The following is an 18,759-nucleotide window of genomic DNA, read 5'->3' on the forward strand; positions in this document are numbered from 1 at the left end:
CTAAATTATTTCCATGAAAAACTCAATAGCATTCATTTTACTTATTTTAAGTTGTTTCTTTCAGCAAGATTGTCTGGCTCAAAAACAAAAAAAATCACGTTTTAAAGCTTTAGTTTTATATGAAAATGGCGGACATCATCTTCCATTTACCAAAGCCGCAAAACCTTGGCTAAACAAACTCGCCATCGACAGCAGTTTTACCATTGACTATATCGAAAACACCAAAACAATCAATGAAAATCTTTTAAAACAATATCAAGTTTTTATACAATTAGACTATCCACCTTATACGTGGAGCGAAGAATCAATGCAGGCATTTCAAAAATATATGAACAGCGGAAAAGGCGGATGGGTGGGCTTGCATCATGCTACTTTGCTTGGAGAGTTTGACGGGTATCCTATTTGGAAATGGTTTTCTGATTTTATGGGCGGAATCAGATTTGTGAATTACATACCCGATTTTGCAAGCGGAAAAGTAAATGTAGAAGATAAATCTCATCCTGTAACTAAAGGAATTCCTTCTGATTTCATTATTCAAAAAGAAGAATGGTATACCTATGATAAAAGTCCGAGACCGAATGTTCATGTTTTAGCTTCAGTTGACGAATCGACTTACCAGCCAGATTCAAAAATAAAAATGGGAGATCATCCCGTAGTCTGGACAAACGATAAGTTTCCTTCACGAAACGTTTATATTTTTATGGGACACGCGCCAGAATTATTCCAAAACGAAGCATATACCACCCTACTTCGAAATTCTATTTTCTGGGCAGCCGGCAAAAGATAAACTCAATATTACACATAATTGCTATTTTTGCAAGTCATCAAGAAATAAACAATTTTAAGCTGTGATTCAAATAAAAATTCATTTATGGAAAGTTTTAGATTATTTTTAAAGAGCATCGTCCCCATCACTGATCAGGAATTCGAAAACTACAAATCCTATTTCAAGGCAATAACTTTAACCAAAAACGATTATTTTTCCGAGATTGGCAAAATCTCAAAAAAGGTCGGTTTTATAAAGAAAGGATTACTTCGAACGTATTACATAAATGACAAATCTGAAGAGGTAACTTACTGCTTCTGCACGGAAAATAATTTAACAACTTCATACAAAAGCTTTATCTCACAGGAGCCATCAGAACTCTCTATTCAAGCTGTCGAAGATACGGAGCTCATAACAATCAGCTACGATCATCTTCAGAATCTCTACCTCCAGAGTCCTCTCTGGCAGAATATTGGAAGGACAATTGCCGAAAGACAATATTTGGTAATGGAGCAGTACGCAAGCGTTCTGTGTAACGAAACCGCAAAAGAAAAATATTTACGTTTACTCAAAGAGCAACCCACCGTCATAAATAAGGCTTCTGTAAATGACATTGCAAGTTATCTTGGGATAACACGTAGAACTCTCAGCAGAATCAGAAAAAAAATTGCCCAAGGAATTTGAGGACATTTGCCCTTTTAAACGAAATGATAATCATATTATTTTGCTTTCTATTAAATTCAAAATAAATGGAAACAGCAATTATCATTAACACAGTTTTAATCATTCTTTTTTCTATACTTGCAGTATATGATGGACTCTATCTTCATATTTTCAAATACAGACTTCACAATCATACCGAAAGCAGAACAGAACACTTCACACATACATTGAGAGCAATTTTCTTTCCAGCAATTTTATATTTCTTGTTTCTGCAACAAAACTGTCAAATTAGCTTTATTATTGGTATAGTGGCAGTAATTCTAGATCTTTTAGTCCTTGGCATTGATGCATACATTGAAAAAGACAGTAGGAAATTCATGGGAGGACTTCCTCGCTGGGAATACATTCTTCATCTGTTTGTCAACGGATTTCATTTTGCCTCAATAGCAGTATTTTTATCGCTGAAGTTAAAATATGGAAATGATGGCATTATCATTATACCCAGCATCGCTGAATATCAAAATTCTAAATTATTCCATACAGTTATAGGTAATCTTTTACCAGGGGCGACCATCATTGCAATCGTTCATATTTTTTTATGCTTTTCAAAAACTAGACTTTATTGGGAAAATCTAAGACAAAATATTCGATGCTGCTAACAAAAATAATTATAGCAAACAACCACTATATCAACTTAAAAAAGAAAACTACCCACACTATATTTAACAGGATGCCAATAAAAATGAGTTGTCCCTAAAATGAGTTGGTACAAAATCGACTTATTTTAAGATGAGTCAGAAGAACTAGTATAAAGAGCCGCTTAATTAAGTGGCTCTTTATTTATACAATAGATTGTCCTTATTTTTTATAATACGGTAATTTATTGCGTACTCGGTAAAAATGTTATAAAACAAAAAGCCACTCGATTTGAGTGGCTTATTGTGAACGCAGAAGGATTCGAACCTTCGACCGCCTGCTTAGAAGGCAGGTGCTCTATCCAGCTGAGCTATGCGTCCATTATTTCAATTGTAGTCGGGGTGGCAGGATTCGAACCTGCGGCCTCCTGCTCCCAAAGCAGGCGCGATAACCGGGCTACGCTACACCCCGAGGCAAAATTTAAGCGGAGAGACAGGGACTCGAACCCTGGCGACGGTTACCCGTCGACAGATTAGCAATCTGCTCCATTACCGCTCTGGCACCTCTCCTTGCTCAAGGAATTGCTTCCGTTTTGCGAGTGCAAATGTATAACAACATTCCTTTTCTCACAAGCTTTTTTTTGAGTTTTTTTAGTTTTTTTTCATCTTTTTTCAAAACCGCTTCACAATCAAACAAATAGAATTAACAAAAATTTCACCTTAAATTTAAAATTCACTATTCAATACAAAGTTTGAATTTATTCAAATAAAGAGTAAATTTGCTTACTAACTATTATTAAACAGAAAATGAACAAAAGAGTTGTTATCGTTTCTGCCGTTAGAACACCTATCGGAAGTTTCATGGGCGGGTTATCTACTGTACCTGCACCAAAATTAGGCGCTGCTGCTATAAAAGGAGCCCTTTCAAAAATTAACCTTGACCCAAAATTAGTCGATGAAGTTTTCATGGGGAATGTAATTCAGGCAGGTGTTGGACAAGCTCCGGCACGTCAAGCAGCACTTTTTGCTGGTCTGTCTGAAGAAGTCGCTGCGACAACAGTAAACAAAGTATGTGCTTCTGGAATGAAAGCCGTAATGTTTGCCGCTCAAGCAATCGCATGCGGTGACGCTGAAATTGTAGTAGCGGGCGGAATGGAAAGCATGAGCTTAATCCCGCACTATGTGCAAATGCGTGCTGGAAACAAATTTGGCCCAGCAACTATGCTGGACGGAATGCAGAAAGATGGTTTGACAGATGCTTACGACAACAACGCAATGGGAGTTTGCGCTGATTTGTGTGCCTCTGAATACAAAATCAGCCGTGAAGAACAAGACGCTTTCGCTATCCAATCATACGAAAGAAGTGCAAAAGCTTGGGATGCTGGAAAATTTGATAATGAAGTCGTTCCTGTTGAAGTGCCTCAAAGACGCGGCGAACCTATTATATTCTCTAAAGACGAAGAATATACTAATGTGAAATTAGATAAAATTCCATCTTTAGCACCTGTTTTTACAAAAGACGGAACTGTAACTGCAGCAAATGCTTCTACAATTAATGACGGAGCTGCTGCTTTGGTTTTAATGTCTGAAGAAAAAGCAAATGCATTAGGTTTAAAACCATTAGCATACATAAAAGGTTATGCAGATGCGGCTCAAGAACCAAAATGGTTTACAACAAGTCCAGCAAAAGCGTTACCAAAAGCCTTGGACAAAGCAGGAATCTCAATTTCAGATGTTGATTTCTTCGAATTTAACGAAGCTTTCTCTGTTGTTGGATTAGCCAATGCAAAAATATTAAACCTTGATAACGATAAAGTAAACGTAAACGGTGGCGCTGTTTCTTTAGGACATCCTCTGGGAGCTTCTGGAGCACGTATTATTGTAACTTTACTAAATGTTTTAGAACAAAATAATGCAAAAACTGGAGCTGCTGCAATTTGCAACGGTGGTGGTGGCGCATCAGCAATTGTTATCGAAAGAGCTTAAAACAATATCTAAAAAAATCAGGAGTTATAAACGTAACTCCTGATTTTTAACTTTATAATTTTCCTTACATGTTTGGAATTTGCAATCTTGCCATAGTACCCGTTCGAGCTGAAGCTAGTGACAGAAGTGAAATCGTGACACAGCTTTTGTTTGGCGAACACATCGAAATTTTAGAACGCCACAATCAATGGGCTCGAATAAGAATTCAGTTTGACGACTACGAAGGCTGGGTCGATTCTAAACAATATCAAGAAATCACCAAAGAGCAATTTGATCTCTTGAGTAAAGAGTCAATTATTTTAAATGCAGATTTAATTGATTACATCACAGCGCCAAACAACCTATTGCTTCCTATTCCGCTTGGAGCTTCCTTATCTTTTTTAAACAACAGCGAAATCAATACTTCAAACTTTGATTTTGAAGGAACTAAAACCAGCGGTACAAAACCTAAAAGCGCATTAATCAAAACCGCTTTTATGTATTTGAATGCTCCGTATTTGTGGGGCGGAAAAACTCCTTTTGGAATTGATTGTTCTGGTTTTACCCAAATGGTTTACAAACTAAATGGCTACAAAATTCATAGAGACGCTTCTCAGCAAGCACTAGAAGGAGATCCTTTGAGTTTTATTGAAGAATGCGAACCAGGCGATTTGGCCTTTTTTGATAATGATGAAGGAAATATTACCCATGTCGGCATCATAATGGAAAACAACTACATTATTCACGCAAGTGGAAAAGTACGCATTGACCGTTTAGACCATACCGGAATTTACAATCCAGAATTAAACAAACACACTCATAAACTTCGTGTTATCAAAAAAATTATCTAATTAAAGTACGCGGATAAAACAGATTCGCTTTGCGAAAACGCGGATTTACACGGATTTTTTATTTTTAGTACTTTCTGCGAAATAAAAAAAGCCTAAAAAATTAGCGTGAATTCGTGAATTCGTGGCAAAAAAGACTTAAGCACTTAATCGAATCGACTTTCTAAATTCAGACGGACTATAGCCTTTTTGTTTTCTGAAAAACTTATTAAAGTGGCTTTCATCCGTAAAACCAAACTCGTACGCAATTTCATTAATACGCTTATCGCTGAATTGCAAACGGTGTTCAATCAGTTTTGTTTTATAATTACTGATATACTGCTGCATCGTTTCACTAGCATGCTTCTTAAAATAACGACCTAAATACGTATTCGAAATTCCGAAATAATCGCTAATTGATTCTGCTTTAATTTTTTCAGGATAATAGATATTGTTCTGAATGTATTGCAGAATATCCATCGCTTTCGCTTCAGTTCCAATATTAACCTGTTCAGGAAGATATTTTGCAATATTTCTTGCCACTATAATAATTAGTGTATTTACTAATTGCTGAATCAATTCCTGATTGTAAACATCCTTATCTTGATGTTCGCGGCAAATGGCTTCGATCATTACTTTTACCAAACATTTGTCAGGATCATTTTTTAGAATACAACCCGGCTGATGATTGGCATTTTGAAGAATGTACTCCAATCGCTGAATATTTTCATTCTGCAGACTCGAATTCTTTAAATAAATATCATTAAACCTCAAAAAGAAAAATTTCGTTTCGGTTTCAATGGTAAAATTATGACAATCCTCTGGCGTTAATAAGAACAAATGTCCTGGATCATATTCAAAAATATTCTTATTAATACACTGTCTTCCTGTACCTTGAAGAATATATACTAATTCAAAAAAATTATGACGATCTCCAACATCTGGATATTCAGTTAGCGTCTCAAAAGAAACCGTAAAAGGTTCGTATAAGTTTTCTTTTTTCATAATTCCATTTATTTGAAGATGCAAATATACCTAAAAAAGACAAATATATACCAAATAAGAATCATAAAAACAGTATAATTTTGCCTCGTCAAATTAATCAAAATAAAATTACAATCATGGAATATAGAAAATTAGGCAACTCAGAACTTGAATTATCAGCTATTACATACGGTGCATTTGCCATTGGCGGAACCATGTGGGGCGGAACAGAAAAGAAAGACTCAATAGCATCTGTTCAGGCTTCTATCGATCACGGCGTTACTACAATTGACACAGCTCCTTTTTACGGATTTGGTTTAAGCGAAGAAATGATCGGAGAAGCTATAAAACTTTACGATCGTTCTAAAATTCAATTGCTTACTAAATTCGGTTTGGTTTGGGACGGAAGCAATAACGGAAAAGGGGATTACTTTTTCGACGCTGACGACAATGGCAAAAAAGTTCCCGTTTACAAATATTCATCAAAAGCTAACGTAATCAAAGAAGTTGAAGAAAGTTTAAAACGTCTTCAAACTGATTATATTGATTTACTGCAAATTCACTGGCCAGACTCCACAACACCAATATCTGAAACAATGGAAGCTGCTGAAAGCTTAATTCAGCAAGGAAAAATCAGAGCTTTCGGAGTAAGTAATTACAATGTGGCACAAATTCAGGAAGCACAAAAAACAATTCAAGTGGCTTCAAATCAAGTGGCATACAGCATGCTAAATCGTAAAATTGAAGAAGAACTAATTCCTTTCACAGTTGCAGAAAATATCGGAATCATTGCTTACAGTCCTATGGAAAGAGGTTTATTGACTGGAAAATATTTCACTGACAGCAAATTAAAAGAAAACGACCACAGAAACGGATATTTCAATCAATTTGATCTTCAAAAAGTAAAAACTTTGGTTGAAGAATTAACTTCTTTAGCACACGCAAAAGAAGCAAGCTTATCACAATTGGTTTTACGCTGGACAACTTTACAAAAAGGAATTTCAATTGTTTTAGCTGGAGCAAGAAACGCAGAACAAGCTATTTCAAACGCCAAAACAATGGATTTTGACTTATCTGCTTCAGAATTAGAATTCATCAATCAGGCGATTGCTAAAATAAAATAATTCTCTTTTTTTAACACGTAGAAACATAGTCTTACTTTGTCTACAAAGGCGTTTCACTTGCATCAACAAACATAGAGCTATGTGTTAGAAACTAGTTCTTTCCATTCCCTTTTTCAGAAAGAAAAATCTATGTTTCTATGTGTTAAAAAAAATCTCAACAATTAAAATAATTTGGGCGTGTTTCGCCGCGGCGAACCGGGCTATCCGCTAAATCTTTTTCTTTTTAAAGAAAAAAGAAAAAGGATATCGCTCCTATCCCTCACGCGTCCATTTTCATAAGAAACAACAATTAAAATGAAAAAGATATTTATAATTAACGGCGGGCAGAAATTTGCTCATTCAGGAGGAAAATTCAATAAAACTGTTCAAGATTGGACAATCGAATTTCTTTCAAAAAACAACGATTACGAAATAAAAACAACACACATCGAAGATCAAATCGATTTACAAGAAGAAGTAGAAAAATTCGTTTGGGCAGATTTAATTATCTACCACACACCAGTTTGGTGGTTTCAATTGCCAAACCTTTTCAAAAAATACATCGACGATGTTTTCACACAAGGACACAACAACGGAATCTACAAAAGCGACGGAAGAAGCCGCGTAAATCCAGACATCAATTACGGAACTGGCGGACTTCTACACGGACGCAAATACATGCTGACGACAAGCTGGAATGCACCTGCAACAGCTTTTACACTTCCAGGTGAATTCTTCGAAGAAACTTCTGTTGATGACGGCGTAATGTTTGGCTTCCATAAAATGAACAAATTCACTGGAATGGAACGCCTAAACGGATTTCATTTTCATGATGTTGAAAAAGGTGCTACACCAGAAAATATCGTTATCTTTAAAGAGAATTATACGAAACATTTAGAGCAAACTTTTAAAAACTTATAATTATGATTTCGATTACCGCAATTTTAAAAAGTAAACCAGAGCATTTAATTGAAGTTAAAAACCTGCTGACACATCTAGTAACCGAAACTAGAAAAGAAGCGGCATGTATTCGTTACGATTTACACACTTCCGAAAATGTTTTTATTCTTTGGGAAGAATGGAAAGATCAGCCAGGATTAGACTTGCATAACAATCAATCTTATTTGCAAGAATTCATAAAAAAAACTGAAAATCTGGTTTCGAGCCCAATTCAGGTTTACAAAACCGCGCAGATTTTATAAGTCCTTATAGCCACGAATTCACGAATTTATTTTTTAAAATCTATGCGCAAAGATTTTAGATCAATTCGTGAATTCGTGGCGAACAAAACTTATTTAATTCCTCCAAAAGCTCCGAAACACATATTTTTATGCAAAATTTCGACTTTTGAAAAACCTACTTTTTTCATCAAATCCAATTGGTAATTCATCGATCTAGGCGAATCTTCTTTTTCGATATAATCCAAAACTTTCTGGCGATATTCTGCCCCTCCTATTCCTTCTAAATATTCGCCATAGCGTTGCCACGTATATTCGTTCAATAATTCTGTGTCTTGAGTTATTAAATCCGAAATCATCAAACAACCTCCTGGTTTTAATAATTTGAATAATTTAGTAAAAGTCGTTTCCCAATCTTCATCATCCCTTAAATGATGCAAAACTGCTCCAGCCAAAATAATATCAAAACTATTTTCTTCTAAAACAATTTCGCGGATATCGCCTTGTTTGATTTCAACTTTTCCGTTCGTTTCTGCCGAAACTCTTTCAAAAGCACGATCTAACATTGGCAAACTCAAATCGACTAACGTACAATTCAAATTTGGCACTTTAGATAACATTTTTAAAGTATAATTTCCAGCTCCACAGCCAACATCCAAAACATTTGTAGCATTCGGAACAATGCGTTTTGAAGCTTCAGTTATTAATTCCAAAGAAATAGTCGCGTCGATTGTGGCGACTTGTCCCGTTTCTAAATTTGAAAATCGTTCGACATCATGGTCAAATCGTTCTTTGATTTCGGCAATAGTTGATTTTTTCATGTCTTTTGTTTTTTTTTTTTAACTCTCGCAGATTCAGCAGATTTAGGGGATATTTTTGCTATTGTATGATCGGAATATTTGTGATTAGAAATGATTTTAATAAAATTAATTAACAATCTGCCCTATCTGCTAAATCTGCGAGAGACTTATTTTTTTGCTTTTTCAAAACTATTCTTTCCATAAATACTTTAAAAATACTATTTTTATCAATCAACAATACTTTTAAAGTATCATGGAATTACGTCACTTAAAATATTTTTTGGCTGTAGCCGAAGAACTGAACTTTACCAAAGCCTCAGAAAAACTTTTTATTTCGCAACCACCGTTAAGCCGACAAATAGGTGAACTAGAAGAAGAACTGCAGGCAAAACTTTTCATTCGGAACAATAAAAAGGTAGAATTGACCGAAGCTGGAAAATATTTTGAAAAAGAAGTTAAAGCTCTTTTCCAGAATTTGGAACACATTTCTACTAAAACAAAAAAAATAGCAGAAAACGTTTCTGGAGAGTTCAGAATCGCTTATATCAGTTCTATTTATTCAGCAGTTATTTCAGATTTAATCAAATACCTGAAAGCGAAGTTTCCGTATGTCAATTTCAAGCTTTTTGAAATTTCAACAACCAAACAAATTGATGCTTTAGAACAAGGAAAAATCGAAATGGGAATTATACGATCGCCAATTCATTCTCCAAAAATAAAATCACATTTATGGTTTAAAGATGGATTTTCATTAGTTTACAATAAAAAATCCGTTCAGATAAAATCAGAAAATGAGATTGTAAAACTGAAAGACGAAACTTTTGTTTTCTTCAATAAAGATTACGCACCGCATTATCATGAAGTTTTACTGGAACTTTGCGCTTTTTATGGCTTTACGCCGAAGATTATTCACGAAGCCAACAACATCAATTCCATCGTGCAATTAGTCAAAAACGGATTGGGAATTTCGATTGTGCCTTCAAATATTGCTAAAAACAATCAAGATCCTGAAATTGGTTTTATTGAATTGAAGAAAGTAAATCTTTTTACAAATGTTTCTATTATAATTTCAAAAGAAGATGATTCTGAGATTACACAATCTGCTGTTGCCTTTTTATTGCCACAAAGACGCTAGGACACAAAGTTTTTTTTTTAAGTAGAAATAAGCGTACAGTTTGTCATCCTGACGAAGAAAGGATCACACAAGAAATTCCGCAAACAGAATCGCCAATCTTTGTCGAGTTACGTGTGTGATCCTTCCTTCGTCAGGATGACAAAAAATGAGAGAAAATCCTTTTAATCCTTTTATCCTGATAGCTATCGGGAGTGGCAAAAAAACTTAGCGTCCTAGCGCCTTTGCGGCCATAACAAAAATTCGTTACAATTTAGTACAGAAATCCGCATAAGAAAAACAGAAGTTTTAAATACCTTAGCAAATTATAATTCTACAATAAAAATTTCAATAAAAATGGCCGAGCAATCTTCAATTCAGTGTCCAAACTGCGGAACACCTATCGACGTAAATGATGTCTTAAAACATCAATTGGAAGATAGCATTCGTAAAGAATTCCAGCAAAAAGCCAATATTCAAAACCGTGAATTAGAGCTTAAAAACGAACAATTGGAAAAAGCTAAAGCCGAATTTGAAGCGAAGAAAAAACAGGAAAACGAACTTTTTGCAGAACGTTTGGAACGCGAGAAAAAAACAGCTGAAAAAGAAATTTCTGAAAAGCTGAAAGCCAAACTCGAAGAAGAAAATAAAGATCGTTTGCTTTTAATGGAAAAAGAACTCTCTGAAAAATCAGAAAAAATCAGGGAATTAAATAAAATGGAAGGTGAAATCGCCAAATTACAGCGCGAAAAACTGGAAATGAAAGAAGCAATTCAGGCCGAAGCCGAAAAACAATTGAACGCGCAATTGGCTTTGGAACGTGAAAAAATCAGAAAACAGGAAGACGATAAAAACGAGCTGAAATTCAAAGAACTTCAAAAACAGCTTGAGGAACAAAAAAAGCTGACCGAAGAAATGAAACGCAAGCAGGAACAAGGTTCTATGCAGTTGCAAGGTGAAGTAATGGAATTAGCGATTGAAGAATGGCTGGCCAATAATTTCCCTCTCGACAGTATTGATGAAGTTAAAAAAGGTGCCAATGGTGCCGACTGTCTTCAAATTGTAAATACACGCGAGCATCAAAACTGCGGTTCTATTTATTACGAAAGCAAGAGAACAAAAGCATTTCAGCCTTCTTGGATTGAAAAATTCAAAAACGATATTAGAACCAAAAGAGCCAATATTGGAGTTTTAGTAACTGAAGTAATGCCTTCTGGAATGGAAAGAATGGGCATGCGTGACGGAATTTGGATTTGTACGTATGAAGAATTTAAAGGTTTAAGTGCGGTTTTGCGTCAGTCTTTAATTCAAATCAATCAAGCCGTTCAAGCGCAGGAAAACAAAGGTGATAAAATGTCGATGTTGTATGATTTCTTGACCAGCAACGAATTCCGTCTGCAGATTGAAGGTATTGTAGAAGGTTTCACACAAATGCAAAACGATCTGGAATCAGAAAAAAGAGCGATGCAAAGAATCTGGAAACAGCGCGAAAAACAGATCGAAAAAGTGGTTCATAATACATTAGGCATGTACGGTTCTATTCGCGGTATTGCCGGAAATGCGGTTCAGAGCGTGAAAGCTTTAGAACTGGATTTTATTGAAGAAGAACAAGAAGATGAAGAACCTAAGGAATTGTTTGAATAATTTCGATTTATAAAAATGTAAGCTCTCGCAGATTTTGCAGATTGAGCAGATATTTTTACTGCCACAGATTTTACAGATTAAATAGATTTATTCTGCTTAATCTGTAAAATCTGCGGGAGAAATAAAAAATCAATCGACTTTCTTAAAAACAGCCAATTTCCCCGAAGGATTTGACAAGATCAATTGATTATTCCCAATCGAATAAGTATTCGTACTCTGCAAGGCTTTAGTAAATTCTCCTTCTTTATTTCCTTGCGGACAAGCCATTAAAGTTGAAATCACTTTGGTAAAACGCAAAAGATCTTTTTCGAAAAAGATTTGTCCGGTTATTGAATTGCAACCGCCATATCCCATAAATTTATTTTCAGCCGAATTAATCTCGATTCTCGGAAATTCCTTTTGAAAATCAGTTGCAAAAACTTTGTAACCGTTTAATTCTTCCAAAACCCAAATATCGTGAAGACGATAATCGGTAAGATATTTTCCGCATCCGCTAAGTTTCTTCGTTTCTAATTCTGAATTATTTCTAATTTCAACTTTTACGCTGTAAGGCGAAATCGCACCAGACATTGAATCTTGACAATCTAATTGCTGAATTGTTATAGTCGCAGAAGTCGTTTCATTATTTACTTTATACATTTTCACATTAGCATCCATTGCTCGAATCGCATCAACAGCAGGAAAAGTAATTTTCTCTTTTCCTGGTATTAACGACGTAAAAACGATTTCCTCATTTCCTATTTTGATTCCCCAAAACGGCTCATTTCCTGTTCCTTTAAAATAATATTTTAGATCTTCTTCTGTTGAGCTTACTGAAGATGTTGTGGCAGATTCTTTATTTGCAGTCGTTTTACAGCTTATCATTAAAACTGTTAAAAACAATATTGAAAGTACTTTTTTCATGGGATTTTAGTTTAAAAATGTTCTTCTTCGTAAAACAAATGTAAAATTCTTATGAATTTACGACATTTTTTTGAAACGCTTATTTAGAATCCTTTCAAATTTTAAAAAATCGAATAACTCCAAAATCATTCAAAGCCTAGGCTATGCAAAAGATTACGTCAAAATACGTAGTTCCAAAATACACTCTCTCGCTAAAAAATAAATTATTTACGTATTTTTATAAGTATAAATACTTATATTTGCGTAATAATACTTAATTAAAGAAATCATGATTAGAGTAATAGTAGTTGGAAACGGCATGGTTGGTTATAAATTTTGCGAAAAGTTTGTTGCAAAATCAGGACAAGAAAAGTATCAAATCACAGTATTTGGAGAAGAGCCAAGACGCGCCTATGATCGTGTTCACCTAAGTGAATACTTTGGAGGAAAAACGGCAGATGATCTATCATTATCTACGACCGAATGGTACGCAGAAAACAATATTATTCTAAACACATCTGAACTTATTACAGATATTAATCGTGATTCAAAAACTATACATACACATTTAGGCAAAACACATACGTACGACTACTTAGTTTTAGCAACTGGTTCTTCTGCTTTTGTTCCGCCAATTGAAGGTGTCGAAAAAGAAGGTGTTTTTGTTTACAGAACAATAGAAGATCTGGATGCAATTATGGCTTACGCTAAAAAAATAAAACAAAAAGGCGCGAAAGAAGCGGCTGTTTTAGGAGGCGGTTTATTAGGCCTCGAAGCTGCAAAAGCCGTTAGAGATTTAGGATTGAATCCGCATGTGGTGGAATTTGCACCTCGTTTGATGCCGAGACAATTGGATCAAGGCGCGAGTGATATGCTTCAATCAAAAATTGAAGAATTAAATATTGGAATTCATCTTAACAAAGCAACGCAATATATTGACGGAAAGGAAAGTATAACAGGAATGATGTTTGCAAACGACGAATTATTAAAAGTCGATATGCTTGTGATTTCTGCAGGAATCAAACCTCGTGATGAACTGGCAAGAGTTTCAGGACTTGAAGTTGGTGTACGAGGCGGAATTGTGGTAAACAATCAAATGCGAACATCAGATCCTTGCATTTTTGCTATTGGTGAAGCTGCACTTTACAACCAAAACATTTACGGATTGGTTGCTCCAGGTTACGAAATGGCGGATGTTGCTGCAGAGCAAATCTTAAATGGTGATAAAACCATGAAAGAAACCATCGATATGTCAACACAATTGAAATTGATTGGTGTAGAAGTGGCGAGTTTTGGTGATCCTTTTATTGAAAACAATGACGTTACTGCTATTATTTATGAGAATAAATTGAGTGGTGTTTATAAAAGAATCAACGTTACCAAAGATTCGAAAAAACTTTTGGGTGGAATTTTAGTCGGAGATTCTAGCGATTATGGTTCGCTTTTCCAGATTTATATTAATGAAATGGCACTGCCGAAAAACCCAGAAGATTTGATTTTAGGTTCTCGTGATGGTTCTGAAGGTTCTTCTTTAGGAAGTGTAATCGATTTGCCAGACACAGCGGTAATCTGTTCTTGCGAAAATGTTACCAAAGGCGCTATCTGCTGTAAAATTTTAGACGAAAGCTGTGCTTCACTTTCAGATGTTGTAAAAGCAACCAAAGCGACTTCGGGCTGTGGTGGCTGTAAACCAATGGTTTCTGATTTAGTAAAAGCAACACAAAAATCTTTAGGAAAAGAAGTCAAAGAAGTGATATGCGAACATTTCAGCTATACGCGCCAGGAATTATTCGATTTGGTAAAAATCAACAAATACGATAATTTCTACGACGTTTTGGATCATCACGGAAAAGGAGACGGATGTGAAGTCTGCAAACCTGTTGTTGCTTCTATTTTCTCAAGTATTTACAATGATACGGCCAACAAACACATAACAACTCAAGATACCAATGATAGATTTTTGGCCAATATCCAACGAAACGGAACCTATTCGGTTGTTCCAAGAGTTGCAGGAGGCGAAATTACTGCAGAGAAATTAATTGTAATTGGCGAAGTGGCAAAACAATTCGATTTGTACACTAAAATCACTGGAGCACAAAGAGTTGATTTGTTCGGAGCGCATTTAAGTGACTTGCCAAAAATCTGGAAAATATTAATCGATAATGGTTTTGAAAGCGGTCATGCTTACGGAAAATCCCTTCGTGCCGTAAAAAGCTGTGTTGGAAATGCTTGGTGCCGTTACGGAATGGACGACAGCGCCGGATTTGCCATCGAGCTAGAAAACAGATACAAAGGAATCCGTTCTCCGCATAAATTAAAAGGAGGTGTTTCGGCTTGCATTCGCGAATGTGCCGAAGCCCGCGGAAAAGATTTCGGATTAATCGCTGTTGAAGGCGGATGGAATTTATACATCTGCGGAAACGGTGGTGCAAATCCAAAACACGCTGTTTTATTGGCAGAAAAAATAGACAAGGAAACCGTAATCAAATACATGGATCGTTTCTTAATGTATTACATCAGAACAGCAGGTCCGCTGATTCGAACTTCAACTTGGCTAGAAAAACTAGACGGTGGTTTAGATTATTTGAAACAAGTAATCATCGAAGACAGTTTAGGAATCTGCGAAACGCTTGAAGCCGAAATGCAAACTTTAGTCAACACTTTCGAATGCGAATGGAAACAAGTGCTAGAAAAACCAAGATTATTAAAACGTTTCAATCACTTTATCAACTCAGACGAAAAAGACGACAATGCTGTTTTTGTTCCTCTAAGAGATCAAAAAATGCCAAAAGCCTGGACTTAAAAAAATATCTTGCCACAAAGACACAAAGACACAAAGTCAAATTACAAAAACTTAAAAAAACTTAGCGCCTTTGCGCCTTAGTGGCAAAACGCCAAGCTCCAAAAAAAAAGAAAAAAATCATTAAACGTTTGCTGTCCTTCTTACCCTCTTTTTTACTGCGCCATCAAATCTCTCTTGATTGTAAAAAGAGGGCTAAGAAACAGGAAATCAAAACTCAATCAAAATGGAAGAAATCTTAAATCAATACGAAACAGTTCATGCGAGCGATGCAACAATTTGGTTCAAAGCAGGTAAAGTAGAAGATTTTCCAACCAACCGAGGCGGATGTATCAAATACAAAAACAAACAAATTGCGATTTTCAATTTCACACGCAGGAATGAATGGTACGCTTGCCAAAACGCCTGTCCACATAAAATGGAAATGGTGCTTTCAAGAGGAATGACAGGCTCTGCCGACGATATTCCGAAAATCGCCTGCCCGATGCATAAAAAAACATTTTCTTTAGTAGATGGCTCGAACTTAAATGGCGAAGAATATAGCATTGCAACTTACCCGATTAAAATTGTTGAAGATGAAGTTTTTGTTGGGTTCGTAGATTAGACTTTTAAGAGCCAAGAAGCAAGAAGCAAGACTATCCAAGTTTTTCAAATCTTGCTTCTTGCTTCTTTCATCTCACTTTTAACTTTCGACTTTTCCACTAATTCCGTATCTTTGAAATCTATTACTTAACCAAAAAAATGACTACACCTTTTCAAAAAGCAAGCGAATGGATTGATGCCGAAAATGCACAAGATCCGAACATCGAGTTAGACCAAAATAAAGAATATCCAAAAGAATTACTGTATTCGAACAGGATGTACGAAAGACTGATGCAGTTTGAACCAAATGCCTCAGAAGAAATTCAGATTGCTTCAAAAGCACAGCATATCTGCCGATGGAAAGTCGCTCGCGAATCGTACCCAATGGATCGTGTGGGTTATTTGAAATGGAGAGAAGAATTGAAAAAATTCCACTCTAAAACTACGGCCGAAATTCTGGCAAAAGCAGGTTACGATCAAGCTTTTATCGATCGTGTTTCATTCTTAATTGAGAAAAAACTGTTAAAAAAGGATGCCGAAACTCAATTATTGGAAGATGTAATTTGCCTAGTCTTTTTAGAATATTACTTAGAACCTTTCGTTCATAAACATAATGAAGAAAAGCTGAAAAACATCATCAAAAAAACTTGGGATAAAATGTCGGACAAAGGACATCAAGAAGCCTTAAAAATCAATTATTCTGAGGAAAACTTAAACCTAATAAAAGCTTCTTTGGGATTGTAAAAAGAATATGAAGAAAAGCAATCAGGAAGCTGCAGAAAAAATCACTTTCAAAAATTTACGACGTCTGTATTTTTTTGCACTTCTTACTATTGCCTTAACTATAATTATCAGTCAGTTCTTAGTACAATACAATCTGAATCAGCAACTAAGCGATTCTAAAATCATTAATTTTTCCGGCAAGCAAAGAATGCTGAGCCAGAAAATCGTAAAAGAAGTTCTGATTCTACATTACGTTTCTGATTCGGCTACAGCCAAAAAAACTTCGCATTTAAAAGAGGTTTTAGAGCTTTGGAAAAGAAACCAAAACGCATTAGAAAACGGGAATGACAGCTTAGCTTTTCCAAAAGAAAAATCAGAAACGCTAAATAAGCTATATCTAGAAATCAACCCAATTTTCAATAAAATTTCAAAAACCACGGACGCCTTTTTATTGAATTTACAGCAGAAAAAATCGGCATCTGGAAATCAAAAATTGGTTCAGACGATTTTAGAAAACGAAGGCATTTTCCTTTCAAAAATGAACCAGATTGTAACGCAATACGATCTTGAAGCGCACGAAAAAGTAACCGAACAACGCCGAATAGAATATTGGATTTTTGGTTTTACACTTTTGATTCTGGTTTTAGAATTCTTTTTTATTTTCAAACCAACCAATAAGAAAATAGAAAGATTAATTACACGTCTTTTATCTTCCGAAAAGAAAGCTTTAAAACTAGCATACGACACCGAAATTCTGAGCGAAATCAAAGAAAACTCTGTAAAAGAATTAAAATCGCTCAATTACGCAATGGAGAACACGTTGCTTTATTGCCGAATTTCTCCAGACGGTTCCATCATTCATATTGGAGAAAAATTCGCTAAACTTCTCAATTACACTAAATTTTCATCCAACAAAAAATTCTCTGAAGTCCTTACTGCTGACGAAAAAGAACAGGTTAATTTTGACCGCCTGATTTTCGAAAAACAGCGCAGTGGCTGGCAGGGCGAAATGAAAATTTTGACCAAAGAAGAAAAAGAAATTTGGCTCGATTTATCAATGGTTCCCGTAATGATCAAAAAAGACGAACTGGAACTTTTGATTGTCTGTTTCAATATCACCGAACGCAAAAAAGCACAACGTGAAGTCGAACGCTTAAACCTTGAAAACACGACTGAAAAAATCAATCAACAAAAGATTATTTCGAGCAAAATTGTTGAAAATCAGGAAAACGAACAAAACCGAATTGCCAAAGAAATTCACGACGGAATCGGCCAGATGCTGACGGGTTTAAAATTCAGTTTAGAAAGCATTAATTTAGATGACAGAGAAAAATCAGAACAAAAAATTGAGTATTTAAAGAAACTTTCTTTGGATATTATAAAAGGTGTCCGCACGGCCACTTTCAACTTAATGCCCCCAGAATTAAGCGATCACGGAATCGTTTCTTCTTTAGCAAAACTAACACAGGAACTTTCAAAACTTACGGGAAAAGAAATCCTTTTTTACAATAAAACCGATTTCGACCAGCGTTTGGATTCGTTAATTGAAATCAATATTTACAGGCTTACTCAGGAAGCCATCAACAACGCCATTAAATATGCCGAATCGACTCATATTATTGTGCAGCTTTCACACAGCGAAACACTTTTAAGTATCATCGTAGATGATAACGGAAAAGGTTTTGATGTCAATTCAGTCGAAAAAAAACGTAACAGCGAATCCGGAATGGGCCTTTTATTCATGAAAGAAAGAATCCAATACATTAACGGTCGCGTTTTCATGAACTCCATTCCAGGCGAAGGAACCAGGATTACTTTTAATATTCCTATTCTTAAATGAGATAATGTGCCAATTAGAAGATTAGATAATTCAATTCGAATGTCTAAATATACAATTGTCAGGCTGAGCGGAGTCGAAGCCCACATAAGTAACTCTACAAAGATTGGCGATTTAGATTGTGGAGTTTCTTTGCGCGAGCTTCGACTCCACTCAACCTGACAATACTAATTAGTTAAATTTACATTTAGATATTGAAATTGATTTTTGCAATTGCCATTGATACTGTTTTTTTTAATGATTTTTTAATATTGGAGTT

17 protein-coding genes and 3 tRNA genes are annotated in these 18,759 nt (G+C 35.4%); 14 read left to right on the top strand and 6 right to left on the bottom strand.

Annotation, left to right across the window (positions count from 1 at the left end; genetic code table 11):
• The first annotated feature begins 13 nt into the window (after positions 1-13).
• From BLP44_RS11465 to BLP44_RS11475, 3 genes are all read left to right on the top strand, one after another.
• A complete protein-coding gene (locus BLP44_RS11465; RefSeq protein WP_091133051.1) occupies positions 14-787 on the top strand; it encodes a ThuA domain-containing protein in 774 nt (257 codons plus the stop codon).
• 84 nt (positions 788-871) lie between these two features.
• The gene (locus BLP44_RS11470) at positions 872-1,450 is read left to right on the top strand and encodes a Crp/Fnr family transcriptional regulator (protein ID WP_091133055.1); all 579 of its coding nucleotides are present in this window, start codon (positions 872-874) and stop codon (positions 1,448-1,450) included.
• Between the two features lie 65 nt (positions 1,451-1,515).
• Positions 1,516-2,088, top strand: a complete 573-nt coding sequence (locus tag BLP44_RS11475) for a hypothetical protein (RefSeq protein ID WP_091133058.1) — start codon at positions 1,516-1,518, stop codon at positions 2,086-2,088.
• Positions 2,089-2,371: 283 nt separating this feature from the next.
• On the opposite strand, the gene BLP44_RS11480 is transcribed toward BLP44_RS11475, so the two are convergent.
• From BLP44_RS11480 to BLP44_RS11490, 3 genes are all read right to left on the bottom strand, one after another.
• Positions 2,372-2,445 (bottom strand) — tRNA-Arg (locus tag BLP44_RS11480).
• Positions 2,446-2,461: 16 nt separating this feature from the next.
• Positions 2,462-2,536, bottom strand: a tRNA-Pro gene (locus tag BLP44_RS11485).
• 14 nt (positions 2,537-2,550) lie between these two features.
• Positions 2,551-2,634 (bottom strand) — tRNA-Ser (locus tag BLP44_RS11490).
• A gap of 237 nt (positions 2,635-2,871) precedes the next feature.
• Between BLP44_RS11490 and BLP44_RS11495 the strand changes: the two genes are divergently transcribed.
• Both BLP44_RS11495 and BLP44_RS11500 read left to right on the top strand, forming a co-directional pair.
• Positions 2,872-4,050, top strand: coding sequence for an acetyl-CoA C-acyltransferase (locus tag BLP44_RS11495; RefSeq protein ID WP_091133062.1), 1,179 nt, complete (start codon positions 2,872-2,874; stop codon positions 4,048-4,050).
• Positions 4,051-4,118: 68 nt separating this feature from the next.
• Positions 4,119-4,880, top strand: coding sequence for a C40 family peptidase (locus tag BLP44_RS11500; protein ID WP_091133066.1), 762 nt, complete (start codon positions 4,119-4,121; stop codon positions 4,878-4,880).
• Positions 4,881-5,015: 135 nt separating this feature from the next.
• Here the strand turns inward: BLP44_RS11500 and BLP44_RS11505 are convergent, their stop codons facing one another.
• Complete coding sequence (locus BLP44_RS11505) at positions 5,016-5,861, bottom strand: AraC family transcriptional regulator (RefSeq protein WP_008468767.1); 846 nt, start codon at positions 5,859-5,861, stop codon at positions 5,016-5,018.
• Between the two features lie 116 nt (positions 5,862-5,977).
• Between BLP44_RS11505 and BLP44_RS11510 the strand changes: the two genes are divergently transcribed.
• The 3 genes from BLP44_RS11510 to BLP44_RS11520 all read left to right on the top strand — a co-directional run bounded on the left by BLP44_RS11510 (position 5,978) and on the right by BLP44_RS11520 (position 8,145).
• A complete protein-coding gene (locus BLP44_RS11510; RefSeq protein ID WP_091133068.1) occupies positions 5,978-6,964 on the top strand; it encodes an aldo/keto reductase in 987 nt (328 codons plus the stop codon).
• A 294-nt stretch (positions 6,965-7,258) separates the two neighbouring features.
• Positions 7,259-7,864: an NAD(P)H-dependent oxidoreductase gene (locus BLP44_RS11515; RefSeq protein WP_091133072.1), complete on the top strand. Its 606-nt coding sequence runs from the start codon at positions 7,259-7,261 to the stop codon at positions 7,862-7,864.
• A gap of 2 nt (positions 7,865-7,866) precedes the next feature.
• Positions 7,867-8,145 (top strand): putative quinol monooxygenase, encoded by a 279-nt coding sequence (locus BLP44_RS11520; protein WP_008468761.1) that lies wholly within the window; start codon positions 7,867-7,869, stop codon positions 8,143-8,145.
• An 89-nt stretch (positions 8,146-8,234) separates the two neighbouring features.
• On the opposite strand, the gene BLP44_RS11525 is transcribed toward BLP44_RS11520, so the two are convergent.
• Positions 8,235-8,942 (bottom strand): class I SAM-dependent methyltransferase, encoded by a 708-nt coding sequence (locus BLP44_RS11525; RefSeq protein WP_091133075.1) that lies wholly within the window; start codon positions 8,940-8,942, stop codon positions 8,235-8,237.
• Positions 8,943-9,174: 232 nt separating this feature from the next.
• On the opposite strand from BLP44_RS11525, the gene BLP44_RS11530 reads away from it, so the two are divergent.
• Entirely contained in the window at positions 9,175-10,056 is an 882-nt protein-coding gene (locus tag BLP44_RS11530) for a LysR family transcriptional regulator (protein WP_091133080.1), read from the top strand.
• Positions 10,057-10,389: 333 nt separating this feature from the next.
• Complete coding sequence (locus tag BLP44_RS11535; RefSeq protein WP_066034059.1) at positions 10,390-11,676, top strand: DUF2130 domain-containing protein; 1,287 nt, start codon at positions 10,390-10,392, stop codon at positions 11,674-11,676.
• Positions 11,677-11,805: 129 nt separating this feature from the next.
• On the opposite strand, the gene BLP44_RS11540 is transcribed toward BLP44_RS11535, so the two are convergent.
• The gene (locus BLP44_RS11540) at positions 11,806-12,579 is read right to left on the bottom strand and encodes an META domain-containing protein (protein ID WP_091133083.1); all 774 of its coding nucleotides are present in this window, start codon (positions 12,577-12,579) and stop codon (positions 11,806-11,808) included.
• A gap of 268 nt (positions 12,580-12,847) precedes the next feature.
• On the opposite strand from BLP44_RS11540, the gene nirB reads away from it, so the two are divergent.
• The 4 genes from nirB to BLP44_RS11560 all read left to right on the top strand — a co-directional run bounded on the left by nirB (position 12,848) and on the right by BLP44_RS11560 (position 18,503).
• Positions 12,848-15,361, top strand: coding sequence for a nitrite reductase large subunit NirB (gene nirB / locus BLP44_RS11545; protein WP_091133087.1), 2,514 nt, complete (start codon positions 12,848-12,850; stop codon positions 15,359-15,361).
• 223 nt (positions 15,362-15,584) lie between these two features.
• Positions 15,585-15,962, top strand: coding sequence for a nitrite reductase small subunit NirD (gene nirD, locus BLP44_RS11550; RefSeq protein ID WP_008468748.1), 378 nt, complete (start codon positions 15,585-15,587; stop codon positions 15,960-15,962).
• Positions 15,963-16,099: 137 nt separating this feature from the next.
• On the top strand, positions 16,100-16,684 hold the full coding sequence (locus BLP44_RS11555; RefSeq protein ID WP_091133091.1) for a DUF4202 domain-containing protein: 585 nt from the start codon (positions 16,100-16,102) through the stop codon (positions 16,682-16,684).
• A gap of 7 nt (positions 16,685-16,691) precedes the next feature.
• Positions 16,692-18,503 (top strand): PAS domain-containing sensor histidine kinase, encoded by a 1,812-nt coding sequence (locus tag BLP44_RS11560; RefSeq protein ID WP_091133095.1) that lies wholly within the window; start codon positions 16,692-16,694, stop codon positions 18,501-18,503.
• The last annotated feature ends 256 nt before the right edge of the window (positions 18,504-18,759 follow it).

This window comes from Flavobacterium anhuiense (assembly GCF_900101855.1).
Taxonomy (GTDB): Bacteria; Bacteroidota; Bacteroidia; order Flavobacteriales; family Flavobacteriaceae; genus Flavobacterium; species Flavobacterium anhuiense.

Excerpts from the sequence above, each read along its gene's own strand:
- BLP44_RS11465 (WP_091133051.1), top strand. The coding sequence starts at position 14 with ATGAAAAACTCAATAGCATTCATTTTACTTATTTTAAGTTGTTTCTTT.
- BLP44_RS11470 (WP_091133055.1), top strand. The coding sequence starts at position 872 with ATGGAAAGTTTTAGATTATTTTTAAAGAGCATCGTCCCCATCACTGAT.
- BLP44_RS11475 (WP_091133058.1), top strand. The coding sequence starts at position 1,516 with ATGGAAACAGCAATTATCATTAACACAGTTTTAATCATTCTTTTTTCT.
- BLP44_RS11495 (WP_091133062.1), top strand. The coding sequence starts at position 2,872 with ATGAACAAAAGAGTTGTTATCGTTTCTGCCGTTAGAACACCTATCGGA.
- BLP44_RS11500 (WP_091133066.1), top strand. The coding sequence starts at position 4,119 with ATGTTTGGAATTTGCAATCTTGCCATAGTACCCGTTCGAGCTGAAGCT.
- BLP44_RS11505 (WP_008468767.1), bottom strand. The coding sequence starts at position 5,861 with ATGAAAAAAGAAAACTTATACGAACCTTTTACGGTTTCTTTTGAGACG.
- BLP44_RS11510 (WP_091133068.1), top strand. The coding sequence starts at position 5,978 with ATGGAATATAGAAAATTAGGCAACTCAGAACTTGAATTATCAGCTATT.
- BLP44_RS11515 (WP_091133072.1), top strand. The coding sequence starts at position 7,259 with ATGAAAAAGATATTTATAATTAACGGCGGGCAGAAATTTGCTCATTCA.
- BLP44_RS11520 (WP_008468761.1), top strand. The coding sequence starts at position 7,867 with ATGATTTCGATTACCGCAATTTTAAAAAGTAAACCAGAGCATTTAATT.
- BLP44_RS11525 (WP_091133075.1), bottom strand. The coding sequence starts at position 8,942 with ATGAAAAAATCAACTATTGCCGAAATCAAAGAACGATTTGACCATGAT.
- BLP44_RS11530 (WP_091133080.1), top strand. The coding sequence starts at position 9,175 with ATGGAATTACGTCACTTAAAATATTTTTTGGCTGTAGCCGAAGAACTG.
- BLP44_RS11535 (WP_066034059.1), top strand. The coding sequence starts at position 10,390 with ATGGCCGAGCAATCTTCAATTCAGTGTCCAAACTGCGGAACACCTATC.
- BLP44_RS11540 (WP_091133083.1), bottom strand. The coding sequence starts at position 12,579 with ATGAAAAAAGTACTTTCAATATTGTTTTTAACAGTTTTAATGATAAGC.
- nirB (WP_091133087.1), top strand. The coding sequence starts at position 12,848 with ATGATTAGAGTAATAGTAGTTGGAAACGGCATGGTTGGTTATAAATTT.
- nirD (WP_008468748.1), top strand. The coding sequence starts at position 15,585 with ATGGAAGAAATCTTAAATCAATACGAAACAGTTCATGCGAGCGATGCA.
- BLP44_RS11555 (WP_091133091.1), top strand. The coding sequence starts at position 16,100 with ATGACTACACCTTTTCAAAAAGCAAGCGAATGGATTGATGCCGAAAAT.
- BLP44_RS11560 (WP_091133095.1), top strand. The coding sequence starts at position 16,692 with ATGAAGAAAAGCAATCAGGAAGCTGCAGAAAAAATCACTTTCAAAAAT.